The 19,927-nt window shown below is 33.8% G+C and carries 20 protein-coding genes; 19 read left to right on the plus strand and 1 reads right to left on the minus strand.

What is annotated here, in order from left to right; genetic code table 11:
• Positions 1-23 precede the first annotated feature (23 nt).
• The 19 genes from SMGD1_RS07590 (at position 24) to SMGD1_RS07680 (ending at position 17,695) form a co-directional block, all read left to right on the plus strand.
• Complete coding sequence (locus SMGD1_RS07590; RefSeq protein ID WP_008336011.1) at positions 24-2,375, plus strand: PD-(D/E)XK nuclease family protein; 2,352 nt, start codon at positions 24-26, stop codon at positions 2,373-2,375.
• Positions 2,375-5,092 carry a RecB-like helicase gene (locus SMGD1_RS07595; protein WP_008335648.1) on the plus strand — a complete coding sequence of 906 codons (2,718 nt, stop codon included), beginning with the start codon at positions 2,375-2,377 and terminating at the stop codon, positions 5,090-5,092. Before SMGD1_RS07590 ends, SMGD1_RS07595 begins: the two co-directional genes overlap by 1 nt.
• 34 nt (positions 5,093-5,126) lie before the next feature.
• Entirely contained in the window at positions 5,127-5,297 is a 171-nt protein-coding gene (rd, locus tag SMGD1_RS07600; protein WP_008335617.1) for a rubredoxin, read from the plus strand.
• 31 nt (positions 5,298-5,328) lie between these two features.
• Positions 5,329-5,931 (plus strand): LysE family transporter, encoded by a 603-nt coding sequence (locus tag SMGD1_RS07605; RefSeq protein ID WP_008335392.1) that lies wholly within the window; start codon positions 5,329-5,331, stop codon positions 5,929-5,931.
• A gap of 20 nt (positions 5,932-5,951) precedes the next feature.
• The gene (locus SMGD1_RS07610) at positions 5,952-6,302 is read left to right on the plus strand and encodes a hypothetical protein (RefSeq protein ID WP_008335701.1); all 351 of its coding nucleotides are present in this window, start codon (positions 5,952-5,954) and stop codon (positions 6,300-6,302) included.
• 84 nt (positions 6,303-6,386) lie between these two features.
• On the plus strand, positions 6,387-6,809 hold the full coding sequence (gene rplM / locus SMGD1_RS07615; RefSeq protein WP_008335412.1) for a 50S ribosomal protein L13: 423 nt from the start codon (positions 6,387-6,389) through the stop codon (positions 6,807-6,809).
• Between the two features lie 10 nt (positions 6,810-6,819).
• On the plus strand, positions 6,820-7,209 hold the full coding sequence (gene rpsI / locus SMGD1_RS07620; RefSeq protein ID WP_008335493.1) for a 30S ribosomal protein S9: 390 nt from the start codon (positions 6,820-6,822) through the stop codon (positions 7,207-7,209).
• A 121-nt stretch (positions 7,210-7,330) separates the two neighbouring features.
• The gene (locus SMGD1_RS07625; protein ID WP_008336266.1) at positions 7,331-8,710 is read left to right on the plus strand and encodes a DUF945 family protein; all 1,380 of its coding nucleotides are present in this window, start codon (positions 7,331-7,333) and stop codon (positions 8,708-8,710) included.
• Between the two features lie 10 nt (positions 8,711-8,720).
• Complete coding sequence (locus SMGD1_RS07630; RefSeq protein ID WP_008336659.1) at positions 8,721-10,220, plus strand: peptide-binding protein; 1,500 nt, start codon at positions 8,721-8,723, stop codon at positions 10,218-10,220.
• A 1-nt stretch (position 10,221) separates the two neighbouring features.
• The gene (locus SMGD1_RS07635; protein ID WP_008336735.1) at positions 10,222-11,592 is read left to right on the plus strand and encodes an ankyrin repeat domain-containing protein; all 1,371 of its coding nucleotides are present in this window, start codon (positions 10,222-10,224) and stop codon (positions 11,590-11,592) included.
• The gene (locus tag SMGD1_RS07640) at positions 11,589-12,248 is read left to right on the plus strand and encodes an HAD family hydrolase (RefSeq protein WP_008335119.1); all 660 of its coding nucleotides are present in this window, start codon (positions 11,589-11,591) and stop codon (positions 12,246-12,248) included. Before SMGD1_RS07635 ends, SMGD1_RS07640 begins: the two co-directional genes overlap by 4 nt.
• 96 nt (positions 12,249-12,344) lie before the next feature.
• Positions 12,345-12,902, plus strand: a complete 558-nt coding sequence (locus SMGD1_RS07645; protein WP_008335031.1) for a pyruvate flavodoxin oxidoreductase subunit gamma — start codon at positions 12,345-12,347, stop codon at positions 12,900-12,902.
• A gap of 10 nt (positions 12,903-12,912) precedes the next feature.
• Positions 12,913-13,305 (plus strand): 4Fe-4S dicluster-binding protein, encoded by a 393-nt coding sequence (locus SMGD1_RS07650; RefSeq protein ID WP_008335946.1) that lies wholly within the window; start codon positions 12,913-12,915, stop codon positions 13,303-13,305.
• A gap of 2 nt (positions 13,306-13,307) precedes the next feature.
• Complete coding sequence (locus tag SMGD1_RS07655; RefSeq protein WP_008336099.1) at positions 13,308-14,531, plus strand: 2-oxoacid:ferredoxin oxidoreductase subunit alpha; 1,224 nt, start codon at positions 13,308-13,310, stop codon at positions 14,529-14,531.
• Between the two features lie 9 nt (positions 14,532-14,540).
• Positions 14,541-15,497: a thiamine pyrophosphate-dependent enzyme gene (locus SMGD1_RS07660; protein ID WP_008336699.1), complete on the plus strand. Its 957-nt coding sequence runs from the start codon at positions 14,541-14,543 to the stop codon at positions 15,495-15,497.
• Positions 15,498-15,682: 185 nt separating this feature from the next.
• Positions 15,683-16,189 (plus strand): S-ribosylhomocysteine lyase, encoded by a 507-nt coding sequence (gene luxS / locus SMGD1_RS07665; RefSeq protein WP_008335823.1) that lies wholly within the window; start codon positions 15,683-15,685, stop codon positions 16,187-16,189.
• On the plus strand, positions 16,190-16,492 hold the full coding sequence (locus SMGD1_RS07670; protein WP_008341066.1) for a hypothetical protein: 303 nt from the start codon (positions 16,190-16,192) through the stop codon (positions 16,490-16,492).
• A 70-nt stretch (positions 16,493-16,562) separates the two neighbouring features.
• A complete protein-coding gene (locus SMGD1_RS07675; RefSeq protein ID WP_008335883.1) occupies positions 16,563-16,943 on the plus strand; it encodes a hypothetical protein in 381 nt (126 codons plus the stop codon).
• Positions 16,943-17,695 (plus strand): tRNA (5-methylaminomethyl-2-thiouridine)(34)-methyltransferase MnmD, encoded by a 753-nt coding sequence (locus SMGD1_RS07680; RefSeq protein ID WP_008336307.1) that lies wholly within the window; start codon positions 16,943-16,945, stop codon positions 17,693-17,695. The genes SMGD1_RS07675 and SMGD1_RS07680 overlap by 1 nt, the downstream gene beginning before the upstream one ends.
• Here SMGD1_RS07680 and SMGD1_RS07685 read toward each other — a convergent pair.
• Positions 17,692-19,905, minus strand: a complete 2,214-nt coding sequence (locus SMGD1_RS07685) for a methyl-accepting chemotaxis protein (protein ID WP_008335804.1) — start codon at positions 19,903-19,905, stop codon at positions 17,692-17,694. The genes SMGD1_RS07680 and SMGD1_RS07685 overlap by 4 nt on opposite strands.
• Between the last annotated feature and the right edge of the window lie 22 nt (positions 19,906-19,927).

Below are 19,927 nucleotides of genomic sequence, written 5' to 3' on the forward strand. Positions count from 1 at the left end.
CCAAATTATGCAATAATACACGCATGAATGAAACTACAATAATACTTCCATCAGCGCGTGCTATTAGGCATGAGCAACTCAAAATAGAGCACTCGACTCTATTCTTGCCAAATCATATAACTATGAGTGAGTTTATTTCTAAACTCTGCATAGTTGAAGATTTTAAAATGATAGATGAAGACAGTAGAGTTTTACTTCTTCTTGAGGCTTCTGATTTTAACTCATTTTCTTCTTTGCAAATCCAGAGAAACTTTTTTACTTTTACTAAAAATTCATCATATATATTTAAATTTTTTGAAGAGTTAGCGCACGAGTTATATGATATTAATGATTTAGATACTTCAGATATATATGCTGAGTACGAAGAGCATATAACAATACTTCAGGAGTTGTATAGAAGATATGAGACACTTTGTAGTGAAAGAAAAATCCTCGATAAGATATTTTTGCCAAAGCTTTATACATTTAATAAGGAGTATGCATCTTCGCATAAAGATATTGACCTTTATGCAGTTGGGCATCTGACAAACTTTGAGTTTGAACTTTTAGAAAAGTGTAGTGAGTTTTGCAGTGTTAATATCATCTTTGAGACTTCCAAATTCAACACCAAGATGCAGAGTAAGTTTGCAGAGCTATTGGGCTTTGAGCTTGAATCAGGTTACAGGTATAAAATCTCTTTAAACACTAAAGAAGTATTAGTAAAAGAGAGCAGGGATAAAAACACAAACATTAGTTGTGAGTCATTTAGTGAGACAATGCTTCAAGTGGCGTTTGTGAAGAAAAAAGTCTATGATTACATAGAGAGTGGATATAAGCCTGAGAGAATAGCTGTAATACTTCCCGATGAAAAGTTTGCTACACTCCTTAAGACCTTTGATAACAAGTCAAACTTCAACTTTGCTATGGGTGAGCCATACTCAAAAACTAATATATATGAGAAATTAAACTCTTCGTGTAAAGCAATAGAACAACTTTCACAAGAAAACAGTGCAAGACTGGAGAGAGTCGGTGATGAGATATATAAAGAGCTTTATAGCATCTACTACAAAAAAGTAGAAGAAGTTGACATTATAAAATATTTGTATAGTTTTTTAGAAAAAAGTGAAGTTACAAAAGTAGAAAAAAAAATATTTAATGAACAAGTATATACTCTAAAAAACATACTGCTAAGTATGAAAGAGATGAGTGTGAAATCTCTTATATCTCTTTTCCTACAACGTCTTGCATCTGCGACTATTGATGATGTCAGAGGTGGTAAGGTTACAGTTATGGGAGTGCTTGAGACTCGTGCTATTGATTTTGATGCTGTAGTTATAGTTGATTTTAATGATGGCAATGTTCCAAGACGAAGTGACAAAGATATGTTTTTAAATACAAACATAAGAGAAATGGCAAATCTACCGACTATGAGCGATAGAGAAAACCTACAAAAGCACTACTATGAGATGCTGATAAACTCTTCTAAAGAAGTGGCAATCTCTTTTGTAGAATCCCAGCAGAGCAGTGCTTCGAGGTTTTTAAAGCATCTAGGTATCAAGGCTAAAAATGAGCATGAAGAGTTAGATTATGCTGGGGTACTTTTTGATAAGTCTGCGCCTGCTTTAAAAGAAGAAAAAAAGATAGCAATGGAGTATAGTTTCAAAGATGTAAAACTATCAGCCACAAAACTAAAAACATTTTTGACATGTAAGAGAAAGTATTATCATAAATATATAGAACATATAAACTCTCATGAGATTCCAAAAGATATGCCTGCAGAGTACGAAGTTGGAACAGCTGTTCATGAAGCACTAAAAGAGCTATACACTAAGAGAAACTCTTACTTATCTGTAGATGACTTAAAAAGAGATCTCAACAATGAACTCGATGATGTTTGTGGTGCTAGTGAGCTAGACAAATATCTTATAGAGATGCAAAAGAGAAGACTAGATACATTTTGTGAAAAAGAGGTAGAACGTTTTGCAGATGGTTGGCAAGTAAAAGAGTGTGAAAAAAGTCTGAGTTGTGACTTTGCTGGTATGCAACTAAGTGGTGTTATAGATAGAGTCGATGTCAAAGATGGAGATATGTTTGTACTTGACTATAAAACAGGTTCATACCCTCTCTACACTGCAAAGACATTCCCGGACGCTACAGACTTCCAGTTGGAGTTTTATTATCTGTTAGCATCTACGTTAGGAAAAGTAAGTGCATGTGGGTACTACGACTTGAAAGATTCTAAAATAGTTCCTGAATCTTTTTTAGAAGAGAAACTCGAAATACTACAGTCAAATATAAAAGACTTGTTGATGATAGAAGATGTAAACTTTGAAAAGACGGAAGATGCTAAGAACTGCCTCTTTTGTGAGTATAAGATTATGTGTGGGAGAGGGTAATGTTTAAAAACAATCTAGCCTACGAAGCGAGTGCGGGAAGTGGTAAGACATTTATGCTTGTTGTGCGTTATCTATCTCTTTTGTTTAAGGGTGCAACTCCTAATAAAATCTTGGCCCTTACCTTTACAAACAAAGCAGCTTTTGAGATGCAAGAGAGAATTGTTCTTACACTAGAAGAGTTGGAGCATCGTGGTGAGCTTGATGAGATAGTTAAAGTTACAGGCTTTTCTCGTGAGTTTTTGCTACATGAGAGAAAAAGAATCTTAGATGAGTTTTTAAATTCAAACTCTAAAATAATGACTATTGATAAGTTCTTTGCTCAGATACTTCGTAAGTTTTCACTTTACGCATCTCTGATGCCAGACTTTACTACTATGAGTTCTCAGCACGAGTTGAAACTGCTTTCACGCTTTTTAAAAGAAGTAAGTGTAGCTGGTAAAAAAAATACTCTTATCACTCTTTCACTTCAGTCAAAAAAGAGACTTGGTGATATCTTTACTCTACTTGATGAGTTTTACATAAAGCATCAGGAGCTCTCGCATCTAAAGTTTGAAAAACAAGAGTTTCTACATTTTGAGCAAGAAGCTATGGAGAATCTAGGTTACCTACGTGATATCATAAATAGATGCGAGGGTGCATCTGCAACGGTTAAAAAAGCTGTAGAAGCTGATGACTTTGAAGAACTTGCTCTCAAGAGTTGGATAGGAAGAGAGAGTTTAGACTATAGAACTTTTTCAAAGTGTTTTACTCCAGATATGAACTCTCTACTTACTCGAATCCAAGATGCGGTTAAAAACCAAAACAGAGCAAAAGAACAAAACTTTTTTTATGCTTTGAGTGAATTAACCGGCATCTACCAAAAAGCAAAAAAAGCACTATACACAGAAGATAGTGAACTTAGTTTTAACGATGTAACAGTTTTGGTATACCACATCTTAAAAGAGCGAATAGACAGTGAGTTTTTATACTTTAGACTTGACTCGGCTATAGAGCATATACTCCTTGATGAGTTTCAAGATACGAGCATCTTACAGTATGAGATTTTAAAACCGCTAATAGATGAAATACTATCAGGTAGCGGTGTTAGTGAAGATGGAAGTTTTTTCTTCGTTGGAGATGTTAAGCAGTCTATTTATAGGTTTAGAGGTGGGGTCAGTGCTCTTTTTGGAGCTGTAAAAGAGGAATGCAATACTGAGGTCGAAGCACTTCTCACAAACTATCGCTCTCAAAGAGAGGTCATAGAGTTTGTAAACAGAACTTTTATAGACAAGATAAACAACTACGCACCACAACACGTAAGAGAAGAAGCAGATGCAGGATATGTTGAAGTCATCAGTAGTGAAGAGATACTAGAAGAGAGTATCAGCCAAGTAAAAAGACTGCTACAGCTTGGTGCAGATATCAATGAAGTAGCAATCCTTTGTGCGACAAACGGTGATGGTGAAGTTATCAAGCAGATGCTACAAGAGGAAAATATTGAAGTTGTTACAGAGACGACTACAAAACTTATAAACCAAAAGAGTGTTAAGGCTGTTTTGGAATACTTGAAGTATCTATATTTTGGCCAAGAGATATATAAACACAATTTTTTCGCTCTTATCAATCAAGAAGTAAGAGATATATCAAGAGTTAATTTGACTAAGACAAAGCTACTAAGAGTTATTAAAAATTCCATAGCTGAGTATAGACTATTTAGTGATGACTTTCATCTTATACGTTTTTTAGATGTTGTAGGAAAGTATGAAGATATAGAAGCACTTTTGTTTGAGTATGAAAGGCTAGATGCAAGTGGTGCTGCATCTGATCTTAACGGTGTTAGGGTTTTAACTATCCACAAGTCAAAAGGTCTGGAATATGAGCATGTCATAGTTATGGACAGACTTAAAAAAGCTCCTCCTGCAAGAGATGCCATCATTTATGAATATGACGGAATTAAGCTAGAGGATGTATATCTTCGTATAAAAGGTCGAGATGCTATAGATGCTGAGTATGAAGAGGCGCTTGCAAAAGAGAAATATTTAGCAAAAGAAGATTCATTAAATGCACTTTATGTAGCCTTTACAAGAGCAAGAGAAAACTTGTTCGTAATTCTAAAACCTAAAGATTCAACTTTTGATATGTTAAACCTTGAGCCAAAGAGTAGTGGAGAGCTTATCTGTAAAAATACAAATGCACAGATAAAGGCAGTAGCTCCTTCTAAAGAATTAAACTACAAAGATTTATACTATGGAACGCAAAGTGATATTTTAAAACTTGAAGATAGCAGTGACGAAGATTTAAAAGCCATAAACTTTGGTTTGGCTCTTCACTATATGCTTGAGATGCTTGGTGATTTTTCTATTAAAAGTGTTCAAAACGCAAAATATATGATGATAAATAAATATGGCTACTCTTTACAAAATTCTGAGATAGAAGACATAGAACGAAGAGTTGTAAGAGTCCTAGAAAATACGGAGTTTATATCTCTAGCATCTGGAGAGCGTTACAAAGAAAAAGCACTACGATATAAAGATAATCTACGTTATATTGATTTACTTGTAAAACAAGATGACGGCTCATGGGTTGTGATTGATTATAAGAGTTCTATGAGTTATTCTGATAAGCATGTACAACAAGTAAACTACTACGTAAAAGCTATCAAAGAGATAACAGGAGCAGAGGTAAAAGGCTATATAGCCTATATGCTTGAAGACTCTGTAAAGATTACTAAAGTTTAGATACCATATAGGAATTACAAACAAAGGAAATATCATGGCCAAGAAATATATATGTGAAGTATGTGACTGGATTTATGATCCTGTAGTTGGTGACCCAGATGGTGATATAGCACCTGGAACTGCATTTGAAGACATTCCTGATGATTGGGTTTGTCCTGATTGTGGAACGACTAAAGATGATTTTATAGAATATGAAGAGGATTAAATAAATATAAGATGTTAGAGATGTTAGTAGATTGATTTTATCATTTACAGAAGGCTTTTTATTAGGTCTTGGCGCGGCTGTGCCGTTGGGACCTATAAATATTCTTATTATGAATGAGGCTGTTAAAAAATACAAAAATGGTGTTATGATAGGACTTGGAGCGATGAGCTCTGACATTATGTATCTGTTTTTAATCATATTTGGACTGATAGCTTTTTTTAATCAGCCATATATTTTAAACTCACTTTCACTTTTTGGTGGAGCTTTTTTAATATATCTTGCATACGCTATTTTTAAAAATAGAGATACAAAGATTGGTGCACCAAAAGAAGAAGTAAAAGAGAGTAGTTGTGTAAAACTCTATGCAAAAGGTTTTATATTAACAGCTATAAATCCATACACTATAGGTTTTTGGCTAAGTGTGTCAGGTTATATAGCAGGCAAAGAGTTAAACCCTTATATAGCACTACTTGGAATGCTTAGTGCAATTTTACTATGGATAACATTAATGCCTTATCTGGTACATAGGACTAAGCATAAAATATCTCGCAGGGTATCACACTGGATCAGCATAGCATCTGCTGTGATTTTGTTTGGTTTTGGTTCAGTGATGATCATAAAACTTATTTCGTAAATTTAAAAAGAGAGGTAAAGATGAAAAAAATAGTAGCAGTTCTTTTACTAAGTTTAGTATGGGCAAATGCAAATGAGATAAAAGAAATCTCAAGTACACAAAAGAGTAAAAAAATAGAACTTAAAAAAGAAATAAAAGCAGAAAAAAAATCTGAATCTAGAGAAGCTCGTAAAGCTAGAGAAGCAAGAAAAGATAAAAAGAGAGAAGTAAGAGAAACTAGAAAAGAAGATAAAACAGAAAACAGATACGAAAGATGGACTCAGAGCCAAGAAAAAAAGAAAGAGAGAAAACTTAAACAAGAAGAAAACAAACAAGAGAAATGGAGTGAGAGTAAAAAGAGTAGAGAAGCAAGAAAAAAAGCTAAAATATAAACCTTAAAAGAACCATAAATTAAGCTATTTATAAGTTTATGCGGTTATACTTCCGTCACTAAATTAAAACGAAAGGTTCTTGATATGAAATTTACAAAAATTGCAACTTCAGAACAAATCGATCAAAAATGGATTTTGATTGATGCAGAAGGTAAGACATTTGGTCGTATGATTACAGAAGTAGCTACTATACTTCGTGGTAAGAATAAGACTTGTTGGACACCGAACATTGACTGTGGTGACTACGTAGTTATCATCAACGCTTCTAAGGCTAAATTTAACGGTCTTGGTAAAATAGCTAACAAAGAATATTTTTCTTACTCAGGATACTTTGGTAGTACAAAGAGTACTAAAATGACTGAGCTTTTAGCGAAAAATCCAGAGAAACTATACAAATTAGCTACTCGTGGTATGCTTCCTAAAACTAAGCTTGGTGCTAAAATGATTAAAAAATTAAAAATTTATGCAGGTGCTGAGCATCCTCACACTGCACAACTTGCTAAGTAAGGATTGACATATGGCAAAAATATACGCAACAGGTCGTCGTAAAGCTTCAATAGCAAAAGTGTGGTTAACACCAGGTACAGGTAACATTACAATCAATGGTCTTTCTTTAGACGCATGGTTAGGTGGACTTGAAGCTAAAAAACTTCGTGTTAAGCAACCACTTGCTTTAACTAAACAAGATACTTCAGTTGATATCGTTGCTAACACTTTAGGTGGTGGTTTCGGTGGTCAAGCTGATGCTCTTCGTCATGGTATTTCTCGTGCACTAGTTGCTTTTAACCCAGAGTTAAAAGCTATACTAAAGCCAGAAGGTATGATGACTCGTGATTCACGTGTTGTTGAACGTAAGAAGCCAGGTAAGCGTAAAGCTCGTCGTTCTCGTCAGTTCTCTAAACGTTAATCAATTTATACATTTTTATCAATGCTTCGGCATTGGTAAAATCCTCCCTCTATTTTCACAAAAAACAATCTATTAAACTTATTTTATATATAATGCCCTTAATTAATAACAAGGCACATTTATGAAAAAAATTCTCATTGCTCTCATAGTAATCGTTGGAGTAATAGCACTTCTTCCAATAGTAGGTAATAAAGTTGCAGATGAGGTTTTAAATGAGAGAGTATCACTTTTAACTTCTAATGGACTGGAGTTAAAAAACGACGTTACAGAGTCTTCATATCTTAGTACTAAAAAACACTATGAGTTTTTACTCTCAGATGCTCCTAAATTTATAGAGTATCTAAATCAATACTCAGATGCTCAAATACCTCCATACATAGAAGCAATGATATCTGGTGTAGTTGTTGGTGTAGATATCGAGCACAGTAACTTCCCTCTTAGCTCTAAACTGTTAGTAGATATATATCCTTTAACACTTCCTACAACTATTACAGATGAACTAAAACAAGAAAATCTTGATTTCTATAACTACATAGATAAGCTACTCCAAGGAAAAGGAGTTTTATACCATATGAACTACTATATAGCTGATGGACTTTTTGACGGTTATATTAAAAACATAGATGCAGAGTATACTTTTGATAATGGCAGTAAGATGATTTTTCAACTATTAGATGCTACTTATTATGGAGATGGCACTTTAATCGCTCCAAAAAATTTACAGACTAGCATCTCAAAAATTCTTATTAGAGCTGATGAGTCTGGGAAAGGTATAACTTTTGAGATTAATGATCTGACATCTGCTTCCACTTTTGAATCACAAAGTACTTATGCGTCTAGTGCTGCAATGAAGAGTATGTCAATTGTTGTTCAAGACGCTAAGAGTTCTAAAGTGGAAGCTGCTATTGAAGATATAAAAGTAAATATATCTTCAAATACTCAGGGTAAAAAAGCAGAGTTTTATGTAAAAAGCTCACTAGCAAAGATGAAAATAAATTCAAAAGATGCAAACATAGTAGCATCTGGCTTTAATTATGATCTGTCTTTAAATGGTGTAGATAAAGATTCATATGAAGAGTTTAGAATATTAACTTCTCATGTAAATGCAAATTACTCTCCTGATTTTGAGCAGAAGATTCAAGCTTCAGTCACTAAGTTATTATCAAAAGGTTTATCACTTAGTGTCGCTGATTTGTCAATGAAGAAGATATTGATAGAGAACAAAAAAACAATTGATGGGTTTAGTATTATGGCAAGAATAGTTTTAAAAGAAGATTCTGATTTAGCTAAAAAGTTAAAATCTTCTCCGATGAGTATAGCTAACAATCTTAACATAGCATCTACTATCAAGTTCTCAAAAGATTTTTACGCTCTTGTAAACAAGGAAGCACCAATCACTAGTTTGGCTGGTGGATTAGCACGAGAAGATGGCAATAACCTTGTTTTTGAGATTAAACTCAATAACGGGAAATTGACTGTTAATGAAAAAGCTATAAATTAAGAGTTTGATAGTGAAGTATATATTACTGCTCTTTTTATCTATAAACCTGTTTGCCTCAACATTGCATCTTGCAACGTCGGCAAACCCATCTAGGCTAAACCCACTTTTAGCAACTGATTCTAGTTCATCTGAGATAGCAGGATTTTTATTTAACGGACTTGTTAAGTTTGATAAAGACTCTTCGACGATTATTGGTGATTTGGCAAAAGAGTTTTACTATGAAAATGATACGACACTAATTTTTAAACTTCATGAAAATGTTACTTGGCACGATGGAGCTAAGTTCAGTGCTAAAGATGTTCTTTTCACATATCAGACTTTAATATCACCACAAGTAGTTTCGCCATACAGTTCAGAGTTTAGATTTGTTAAAAGTGTTGAAGTGATAGATTTATATACTCTAAGGGTAACATATAAGCATCCCTACTTTAAAGCTTTAGAAACATGGATGATGGGAATCTTGCCTGAACATATTTTAAAAGATGAAAAAAACTTGATGAATGCAAAGTTTAATATAGACCCAATAGGTACAGGGCCATATAAACTTCATCAACTAGAACACTCAAAAAATATAGTGCTTGTTGCCTTTGATGACTACTTTAAAGGAAGAACGAAGATAGATAGAATCTCTTTTCATGTGATAGCCGACCCTATGACTCGCTTTTTGATGTTAAAGTCATCAGCCTTAGATGTCGGCGGTATTGAACCGATGCAGTATGAGAGACAATTGGACCCAGACTTTTTTGATAAGTTCAATATTTATGAAGAAATTAGCCATTCATATACGTATCTAGGCTTTAATCTTAGACGTGAAAAATTTCAAAATCCAAAGGTTAGAGAAGCACTTTCACTTGCAATAGATAGACAAGAGATAGTAAATATTCTATTTTTTAAACATGCAAAGGTTTGTACCGGGCCATTTCTTCCTAGAACTAAAGCGTTCAATCCGGACGTAAAAGCACCTATTCAAAATATACAAATGGCTAAAAAGCTTTTAAGTGAAGCTGGCTACGGCGAGAAAAATCCATTTACATTTGAGATAGTTACATCAAACTCTAGTGCAGTTAGGCCATATGCTGCACAAATACTTCAACATCAGCTCAAACAAGCAGGAGTCATTGTAACATTAAGAGTAATGGAGTGGCAGGCATTTTTAAACATGGTAGTATTTCCAAATAAGTTTGACAGTGTCCTTTTGGGCTGGGGACTCTCATCAACGCCTGATCCATATCTATTTTGGCATAGTGATAATGACAAGCAAGGTGGCTTTAATCTCATAGGATATAAAAATCCAAAAATAGACAAGATGATAGAAGAATCACAGAGTATAATAGACAGAGAAAAGTTATCACAACTTTGGCAGGATATGTTTAAGATGATTGTTGAAGATAACCCATATCTGTTCTTGTACATTCCTAACTCAATAACAACTGTAAATAAAAATATAAAAAATGTAGAGCCGAGCCTGAGTGGCATCTGGCATAACTATATAAAATGGGAGAAAGAGTAGCATGATTTTAAAATATATTAACATATTTATTATCTCTATATTTGTCAGTTTGATTTTTACAGGGTGTGTATCTAAGTTTAAGACATTAGCTAAAGATGGAAATATTGATACTATCCATAATGAGTTAAAAAGTATAGAAGATAAACAGGAACTTCTTGCTTGGTCCGCATATTATGGAAAATTTGATAAAGTGAAGTATCTGCTTGAAAACGGGGCAGATATTAACTATAACAAAGGGGGTACTTATGATTTACCTCCAGCAATTATTATGGCGACTGCAGGTAACAATCTAGATATGGTTAAATATTTAGTAAAAAATGGTGCGGATGTTAATAAACAAACTGGGTATGGTAGGAATGCAGTTCTTGCGGCAGCTTTACAAGGGCGTTTAAATATTGTGCAATATTTAGCAGAACAAGGTGCAGAATTATATGTTGCTGACAATTTATTCGGTAAAAACACTATTACGCAATTACAAGAGAGTGGATATGGGTATTTTATACCTGTAATTTTAAATATACAAAAAGAGAGAAAAGCAAAACTTGAAAAACAGCAACTTCCTCTCAAGACACAAATAGCATCTTCAGAAGATAAAAACAGTGGATTAGATGATATATCATCACTGTTGAAAAAATCAGAAATTCAAAAAATTGATAATACAAAATGGCTCTTTATAATTGCTATAGAAAACTATGAATATACAAGCCCGGTAGTATACTCAGCAAATAGTGCTTCACAGTTTAAAACTGTAATGCAAAAGAGACTTGGAATATCAGAGAAAAATACAAGAACACTAATCAATCAAGGTGCAACAAGTGCTAAGATAGATTATAATTTAAAAGATATGCTTCGTCGTGTTAAAGAAGGAGATACAATTTATTTTTACTATAGTGGTCACGGTATTCCAGTTGCATCTCAAAACAATGCTCCTTATATGCTTGCACAAGATATGAATCCGGCTTACATAACAGATGAAAGGTTTAAACTTCAAAATATTTATAAATCACTTAGCGATTCAAAAGCTGCAAAAGTTGTAGCCTTTATGGATAGTTGCTTCAGTGGTGGTACAGATAACGAACACCTTATTAAAGGTGTAGCTGCTGCAAGGATGGTACCTAAAAAAGTAACATTTGATAAAAGTAAAATGATAGTAATTAGTGCTGGAAGTGGAACTCAATATTCAAATAAATATGATGACAAAGCTAACAGACTATTTTCTTATTATCTGATGAGAGGACTCATTAAAAATAATAATGATGTTCAAAGACTTTATGATTATATAAAATCAAATGTACAAGATAAGTCTTATGAGATGGGAGCTTCTTATGAGCAGGTTCCTGTTTATGATGGAAATATTGGATTAGAGTTTTGATAATACTTTTTGATTTAGACGGAACTTTAATTGATTCTACAGAGGCAATACTAGAGACTTTTCACCATTCTTTTAAAGCACATGACTATCCACATCCAAAAGATGAAGATATAACTGCCCTAATAGGTTACCCTCTGGATGTTATGTATAGAGAGTTGGGGGTTGATGAAGAGTATGTTTGGGACTATGTAGCTACCTATAAAGAGTATTATCGTGTAATATCTACACAAAGAACTACTCTATTACTTAATGCTAAGGAAGCAGTGATTAAAGCTAAGGAATTTGCAATATTAGGGATAGTCACAACAAAAACAGGAAAGTATTCTAAGGTTTTAATGGAGCATTTTGATTTGATGAAATATTTTGAAGTATTAATCGGTCGAGAAGATGTTGAAAAACCAAAGCCAGATGCAGAGCCTATAAATAAAGCATTAAGGGCATTGGACGCTACTAATAGAGAAATATGGATGATAGGTGATACAAAATTAGACCTGATTTCAGCAAAAAATGCAGGGGTAAATTCCATAGGTGTTTTGAGTGGATATGATAATTATGATATTTTAAAACAACACACAGATGTGATATTTAGTGATGTGCTTGAAGCTGTAAAATATCTCCAAAAGAGGAAAAAAACACACATTTCCTTTACTTCGTAATAAAGTGTATTATTTCAAGCTATATTTAAGAGCAACTTCCCTAAAATACATCTAATTAGAACTGAAGATTCTTATGTATTAAAAGAAGGAGAATTTATGCTAGAAATTAGATGGCATAGTCGTGCTGGACAGGGTGCTGTTACAGGAGCAAAAGGTTTAGCAGATGTTATTTCTACAACAGGTAAGCATGTACAAGCATTCGCATTTTATGGATCTGCTAAGCGTGGAGCTGCAATGACAGCATATAATCGTGTTGATGATGCGATGATTATGAATCATGAAAAGTATATGGAACCAGACTTCGTTTTCGTAATTGACCCTGCGTTAATTTATACAAGTGATGTTACTGTAAATCATAAAGAGAGTACAAAATATATTATTACTACTCACCTAAGTAAAGAAGAGCTTGTTAAATCTCAACCAAAACTAGAAGGTAAAGAAGTTTATACTGTTGATTGTATCACAATTGCAAATGAAACTATTGGTCGCCCAATTCCAAACACACCGATGCTTGGTGCATTTATGAAAGTCTCCGAGATGTATGATATAGAATTTTTTAAAGATAGTATGAAAAGAATTCTCGGAAAATTACCACAAAAGATAATTGACTCAAATATGATCGCAATTCAGCGCGCTTACGATGAAGTGAAATAAGGGATTTATGATGATTAAAAAAGGATGGGATGAATTCGAAATCGGAGCTATGCTTCGTACTTTCGATGGAAGTATTAACGATATAGCTGGAACAAGTCAAGATGATCGTTCTTACTCAGAAAATAGTTCTTATACTGCAAGTGTAGCTGATTGGAGACTAATCAAACCGGTATTTAATAAAGATTACTGTATTGATTGTCAATTTTGTTGGATATATTGTCCAGATGTTTCAATCATTTCTAGAGACAAGAAAATGATTGGTGTTGACATGGATCACTGTAAAGGCTGTGGAATTTGTGTAGAAGTTTGTCCGACAAACCCTAAATCACTTTTAATGTTCCCAGAACAAGCAGAAGAAGAGGCAGAGATAGCATCATGGCCTGCAAAAGATGAGGAGAAATAGTAATGGCATTTGATAAAATGGAATTAAAAGATATTGAAGTATGGGATGGTAACTTTGCAGCAGCTCAAGCTTTGAGACAGTGTCAAATAGACGTTGTTGCTGCTTACCCAATTACTCCATCAACTCCAATTGTTGAAGGTTATGCAAAATTCTTAGCAGATAACTATGTTGAGGGTGAATTCGTAATGGTTGAGTCTGAGCATGCTGCAATGTCAGGATGTATCGGTGCTGCTGCTGCTGGTGGTCGTGTTGCAACTGCAACATCATCTCAAGGTTTTGCTTTAATGGTAGAGACTCTATACCAAGCATCTGGTATGCGTTTACCAATCGTTTTAAACGTTGTAAACCGTGCACTTGCTGCTCCTCTAAATGTTAATGGTGACCACTCAGATATGTATCTTGGTCGTGATAGCGGTTGGATTCAATTTGACGCTTACTGCCCTCAAAATGCTTATGATTTAAATTTTATAGCGTTTAGAGTTTCTGAAGATCATGGAATTAGACTTCCAGCTATGGTACATCAAGATGGCTTTATGACTTCTCATACAGCTCAAGGTGTACATACTATAAGTGATGATGACGCTTATAACTTTGTTGGTGATTTTAAACCTATGAATGATATGCTTGACTTCGAACATCCAGTAACTCACGGTGTACAAACAGAAGAAGATTGGCATTTTGAGCATAAAGCTCGTCAACATAATGATCTTATGACAAAAGTTTTCCCTAAGATCGAAGAAGTATTTACTGATTTTGAAAAACTTACAGGTCGTAAATATAACATCGTTGAAAAGTATGATACAGAAGATGCAGATGTAGCTGTAGTTTGTATGGGTACTTCAGTTGAGACTGCTCGTGAAGTTGCGACTGAGATGAGAGCAAAAGGTATTAAAGCTGGTGTAGTTGGAATTCGTGTTATTCGTCCATTCCCATTCATGCAAATAGCAGAAGCACTTAAAGATATAAAAGCTATTGCAACTCTTGACCGTTCAGCTCCTGGTGGAACAGTTGGTATGTTATTTAATGAGATGGCAGGTTGTATGTTTAACTTAGAAAAACGTCCTATGCTTTGTGGAAAAATCTATGGTCTAGGTGGTCGTGATTTAACTAAAGCACATTTAGTAGAATTGTTTACTGAGCTTCAGGCAAATGTTGACGCTGGTAAAATAACAACTCCATTACAACAATTTATCGGTGTTCGCGGACCGAAACTATCATATTTATAGGAGAATACTGTGAGTGAAATGAAAAAAATTAAAAACTTAAAAGAGTTCTCAACATCAGCTGACCGTTTTGAAGGTGCAAACCTTTTATGTCCTGGTTGTGCGCACTCTATCATTGTTCGTGAAGTATTAAATGCTACGAATGATGACTTAGTACTTTCAGCATCTACTGGATGTCTTGAAGTATGTACTGCTGTTTATCCATATACATCATGGGATGCTTCTTGGATTCACATCGGTTTTGAGAATGGCTCTACTGCTGTTGCAGGTGCTGAAGCAATGTATAAAGCACTTAAAAACAAAGGTCGTCTAAAGCAACCTGATCGTAACCCTAAATTTGTATCTTTTGCAGGTGACGGTGCTTCTTACGATATTGGTTTCCAATGGATTTCTGGTTGTATGGAACGTGGTCATAACATGATGCACGTTGTTCTTGACAATGAAGTATATGCAAACACTGGTGGTCAAAGATCATCTTCAACTCCAATTGGTTCAAGTACTACTACTGCTCCTGCTGGTCGTGTTAGCTATGGTGAAAAGAAAAACAAAAAAGATATGGTTTCAATTATGGCATCTCACCATATTCCATATTCAGCTCAAGTTTCTCCAAATAAATGGAAAGACATGGTTAAGAAAATCCAACACGGTTTTTCAGTAGATGGTCCAGTATTTATAAATGCTGTATCTCCATGTACAACTGAGTGGAAATTTGATCCTAAAGACACAATGCTATTAGCTGATTTATCAACTGATTCATTAGTATTCCCTTTATATGAAATTATTGATGGCAGAGAATTAAATATTACTTACCGTCCTAAAAATGTTGTTCCAGTTGAAGAGTATTTAGCTGCACAAGGTCGTTTCAAACACCTATTCAAAGATGAGTACAAACACTTAATCAAAGAGTGGCAAGATCGTGTTGATGACAATTGGTCATACCTACAAAGACGTGAAGAAGCAAGAGTTTAATAAAACTTCTAGCTTCGGCGCACCCTTTCGTCCAACTTAGACACGGCAGGCTATTAGCCTAGCCTTAGTCTAAGTTAAACACAATCTACACCAAATCTAAAACTTTTCCTATTAATATTCAAACTTCAAAAAACATAACAAAAAATTTGCTACAATACATTTAATTAAATTAAGGAATATAAAAGATGCCATTATTAGACTCATTTACAGTTGACCACACTATTATGCCAGCACCGGCAGTTCGTAAAGCTAAGGGAATGAAAACTCCAAGCGGAGATGATATTACAGTTTTTGATTTACGTTTTGTAAAACCAAACGAAGAAATTTTATCTTCAGAAGGAATTCATACATTAGAACACCTTTTTGCTGGATTTATGAGAGATCATCTAAACTCTACAACGACTGAGATTATCGATATATCGCCAATGGGCTGTAGAACAGGTTTTTATATGAGCGTACTTGGAAAACCTGAAGAAGAAGTAGTAGCTCAAGCATGGGAAGCTTCAATGAGAGATATTTTAGAAGTTAAAGAGCAAAAAGATATTCCAGAGCTTAATATATACCAGTGTGGAACATATAAAATGCATTCGCTCTCTGATGCAAAAGATATAGCATCTGCTGTACTTCGTAAAGATATTGACATCATGGATAATGACGCTTTAGCATTGGATTTATCAAAAGTAGAAGAGTAGATGTATATTTTACTACCTATGGATAGTGATGAAGTTCAAGAAGCTTCATTAACTAAGTTAGATGATGTAAAAATTTGGGCTCAGATACTTGTAGAAAATGGTCAACTTGTAGAAGTTAACCATTCTGCAGACAAAGATGCTTTTGAGAATTTTAGTCAGTGTGCAGTTGTTGTAAATGACAATGAATATGTATGGCCATTTATGGAAAAAAATATGATGGTATTAGTTGCACACACTCAGAGAAGTATAGATGATATAGTTGAAGCTTATATATTTAAAGAGCTACACGATTTAGCTTACTAGAAATATGAGCTTAGATAAATTTCTGCAGCTATTTAATCCTTTGCCAGGTAATCATTACTTACAAGTATGTTTGGAAAAAGATGATATAACCACAGCACTAGCATCTATGATTGAAAGCGTTGATGGTGTTTTAAATGTAGCCTTATACAATGATGACAATCTAAACTTTTCACAACCTTTTCGAGCTATGCCAAGAGATCATGACATGGTAATACTAAAAGATATTTTTCACAAACACGAAAACCCAAAAATGATTTTAAAATTAGCATATTTAACTCTTGCAAATACTGCCCATGTAATAATCATGGAAAAAAAGGGAATTATGGACATAGAAGCTATTAAAGCTCTTTTAGAAGAGTTTGAATTCCGTGCACCTAATGAGATAGATATCGTGGATGGGTATGATTTAGTAATGGCAAAAAAGATGCATATGTGGGGTAACGGTCTTTAGTGAATAATTTTAATGATGAGCTACATGAAATAGTTCTGAGTGAAGACGGTTCGTTTACAGCTTACTCTAAAGAATATGATGAACATTATCACTCTACAAAAGATGGAGCGATGAAAGAGTCACTGCAAAAGCATGTTTTTCCAGCTTTTAAAATAATGCAAAAAAAAGACGAGATAAATATCTTAGATATCTGTTACGGCTTAGGTTTTAACACACTTGCAACGCTTTATTATTATAAAAAAAATTCCCTTACTTCAAAACTAAATATCTATTCTCCAGAGTTAGATGCTACTCTTGTTTCTTCACTAAAAAACTTTACTTATCCAAAAGAATTCGATGAGTTCAAGTATATTGTATTAGAATTATCTGAGAATGGTGTTTACTCCGATGACTTTTTTTATATAGAAATTTTCGTAGGAGATGCAAGAGAATATGTAAGATTATTTAAAAATAAGTTTGATATTGTTTATCAAGATGCATTTTCACCAAGTTCAAATCCTGCTCTTTGGACTTTGGAATATTTTAGTGATATAAGAGAAGCAATGAAAAAAGATGGAGTTTTAACAACTTACTCAATTGCCTTGAGTGTTAGGCTGGGACTCTTTAGCAATGGTTTTATTGTTTATATAAATAATATAGAAGGAATAAGAGATTCGACTCTAGCATCTCAGGTAGAGATACAAGAGTGTGTTAAAGTAGACATGAATCACAAAATATCTTGTAACCCTAATGCCAAGCCACTAATGGACTAAGTTTTAAACTTATCTAACTGAGTTTTCAGTGTTTTACTTATGCTGTGAAGTTCGTCTGAGCTCGTAGAAATATTTATAGCATTTTCTCTGTTTTGCTCAACAATTGTATTTATTTTTTCAATATTATTAAGAACAATTTGAGCTTTTACTTGAACAGCTTGAGTGCTTGATAGAGATGAAGAAGCTAAGTCGGCAGTGCTTGTAATAATATCTTTAGTGTACTGTAGCTTATCCCTCATTATTTCTGAGTCACTACTTAAAGCTCTTGTCTTTTGGACATTTGAGTTCATCTGATTATTAGCGTCCATGATTGATTGTGTGATTACACTGATTGTAGAGTTGATTTCCCCAACAGCTTTTTGTGTACTTTCTGCAAGCTTTCTAACTTCATCCGCTACAACAGCAAAGCCGCGGCCATGTTCACCTGCACGAGCGGCTTCAATAGCTGCATTAAGTGCTAAGAGATTTGTCTTATCCGCAATATCTTCTATGATTCCTAGAACATCTTTTACAGATTGTGCATCGTTGGTTAGTTGATTTAAGTGGCTAGCAATATCCTCTTCAACTTGTGCATTTTCCTGAATCTTGTCTACAATATCTAATACATTGGCCTGTAACTCTTGAAGATTGTCTTCTGCTTGTGTAGTAACCTCCTGAGTCTTTTGAACATTATTTGTAGTTGTGAGAAGTTTTTCTTCCATCTCATCACTCATATTTTTTGTCTCATGTACTAATTCGAACTCATGTTCAGCCCCATCACTAATAGAAGAAGCACTTCTTCTCATATCTTCTGTATGTGATGTGTTTCTATCTGATGAAGCTTTTGCTTCATTTAAAACTTCTTTAACTTCTTGAAGAAGTTTAGTAAATGCTTCAGATACTTCTCCTAATTCATCTTGGTTTTTGTATTTAATACTTTCATTTGAAAGGTCAAGCGACTGTAACGTTGAGACAATGTTGTCTCTAATTGTATTAATAGATTTTTTTATAAAGCCGTAGAGTCGAAGATTTAGTATAGTTGAAACAAGTACAAAAAATATAATTAAAATTAAAATATCGTAAAATGTTTTTAAAAGATTAGAAGAAGTGTCATTGTAGATATCTCTAATTTTCAGATTTACTTTTTGCTCTATTATATTGAACTGTTTATTTATAATTGCACTGGACAAAGCCCATTCATTAGATGCTAGCTTTTTTAAAGTTATTGGATCTTCTTTTGTATAAGCAATTTTCAATTGATCAAGCAGAGCATCCGAATTTTTGTACTCATTGATAATAACTTGAAAGTTTTTTTTGATATCTTCATCTTTATAAAATGAGCTGTTTTCAACATTTATTATTACTCTTTGCATATTACTTCTTGTCTGTTCTAGCGCAATTCTAGCTCCCTCAAAAGCTATAAGACCTGTCAGTGAATTTGATAGATTATTTGAAATTGAATTAAAGTCAGAAATAGCATGAAGCAGTTCATTATGTGGTTTGAAATTTTCCTCATAAATAACATTGATTGCTTTTTTTCCATCATTAGATGCATTGAGAGAAAAGTAGCCGATAACTAGCATACTGATAGATACAACAAAGATATTACTAAGTAGTTTTTTAGAAATTAGTAAATCTTGTTTATTGATTAGAATTTTAAATATGAAAAACAGAGCAATAAAAAGAAGAACTGCTAAAATAACTCTAGCCGTAATATGAGCTGAAATACTGTCATCAGTTTCCTGAATCTTTAATACAGGCATAATATTGATTCCATCAAGTTTAAAGCCATCTTTTTTCCATTGACCAATCCCATCTTGAAGCCAGTATATATTTGTGTATCCATCTTTAGCTGACATTACTGCAGCTTTATATGACTTCCAGCACTTTGCACCGTTGCAGTAAAAAATTAGTTCTGCTTGTTTATTATTTGGGAGCCTAGAATTGTGATAAATATCATTGGAGTTGTCAAAGTCAACAATTTTATTCTCATTACCGCCTTTTTCATCATAGTAGGCAGAAATTGCACCCTCTATATGCTCAATCGCATACTCAGGAACTTTTCTTGTATCAATAAAAATAGCACCACTCTTCTGTCTCTCTTGGGCTTGTTTAGTATTTAATAGTTTGACGTTATACTTTAAAGCAGTGTCAGCATCTGGAGTAATTGGTTTTGCAAGAACAGAAATTGATAGTAGAGTGAGTAGAAGTATTATTTTATTGATGTTCATTTAATATACCCATATGATTAAA

It is taken from the genome of Sulfurimonas gotlandica GD1 (assembly GCF_000242915.1).
Taxonomy (GTDB): Bacteria; Campylobacterota; Campylobacteria; order Campylobacterales; family Sulfurimonadaceae; genus Sulfurimonas; species Sulfurimonas gotlandica.

What these genes read in the sequence shown, in the direction of transcription:
- SMGD1_RS07590 (WP_008336011.1), top strand. Translation starts at nt 24, where the DNA reads ATGAATGAAACTACAATAATACTTCCATCAGCGCGTGCTATTAGGCAT.
- SMGD1_RS07595 (WP_008335648.1), top strand. Translation starts at nt 2,375, where the DNA reads ATGTTTAAAAACAATCTAGCCTACGAAGCGAGTGCGGGAAGTGGTAAG.
- rd (WP_008335617.1), top strand. Translation starts at nt 5,127, where the DNA reads ATGGCCAAGAAATATATATGTGAAGTATGTGACTGGATTTATGATCCT.
- SMGD1_RS07610 (WP_008335701.1), top strand. Translation starts at nt 5,952, where the DNA reads ATGAAAAAAATAGTAGCAGTTCTTTTACTAAGTTTAGTATGGGCAAAT.
- rplM (WP_008335412.1), top strand. Translation starts at nt 6,387, where the DNA reads ATGAAATTTACAAAAATTGCAACTTCAGAACAAATCGATCAAAAATGG.
- rpsI (WP_008335493.1), top strand. Translation starts at nt 6,820, where the DNA reads ATGGCAAAAATATACGCAACAGGTCGTCGTAAAGCTTCAATAGCAAAA.
- SMGD1_RS07625 (WP_008336266.1), top strand. Translation starts at nt 7,331, where the DNA reads ATGAAAAAAATTCTCATTGCTCTCATAGTAATCGTTGGAGTAATAGCA.
- SMGD1_RS07635 (WP_008336735.1), top strand. Translation starts at nt 10,222, where the DNA reads ATGATTTTAAAATATATTAACATATTTATTATCTCTATATTTGTCAGT.
- SMGD1_RS07645 (WP_008335031.1), top strand. Translation starts at nt 12,345, where the DNA reads ATGCTAGAAATTAGATGGCATAGTCGTGCTGGACAGGGTGCTGTTACA.
- SMGD1_RS07650 (WP_008335946.1), top strand. Translation starts at nt 12,913, where the DNA reads ATGATTAAAAAAGGATGGGATGAATTCGAAATCGGAGCTATGCTTCGT.
- SMGD1_RS07655 (WP_008336099.1), top strand. Translation starts at nt 13,308, where the DNA reads ATGGCATTTGATAAAATGGAATTAAAAGATATTGAAGTATGGGATGGT.
- luxS (WP_008335823.1), top strand. Translation starts at nt 15,683, where the DNA reads ATGCCATTATTAGACTCATTTACAGTTGACCACACTATTATGCCAGCA.
- SMGD1_RS07670 (WP_008341066.1), top strand. Translation starts at nt 16,190, where the DNA reads ATGTATATTTTACTACCTATGGATAGTGATGAAGTTCAAGAAGCTTCA.
- SMGD1_RS07685 (WP_008335804.1), bottom strand. Translation starts at nt 19,905, where the DNA reads ATGAACATCAATAAAATAATACTTCTACTCACTCTACTATCAATTTCT.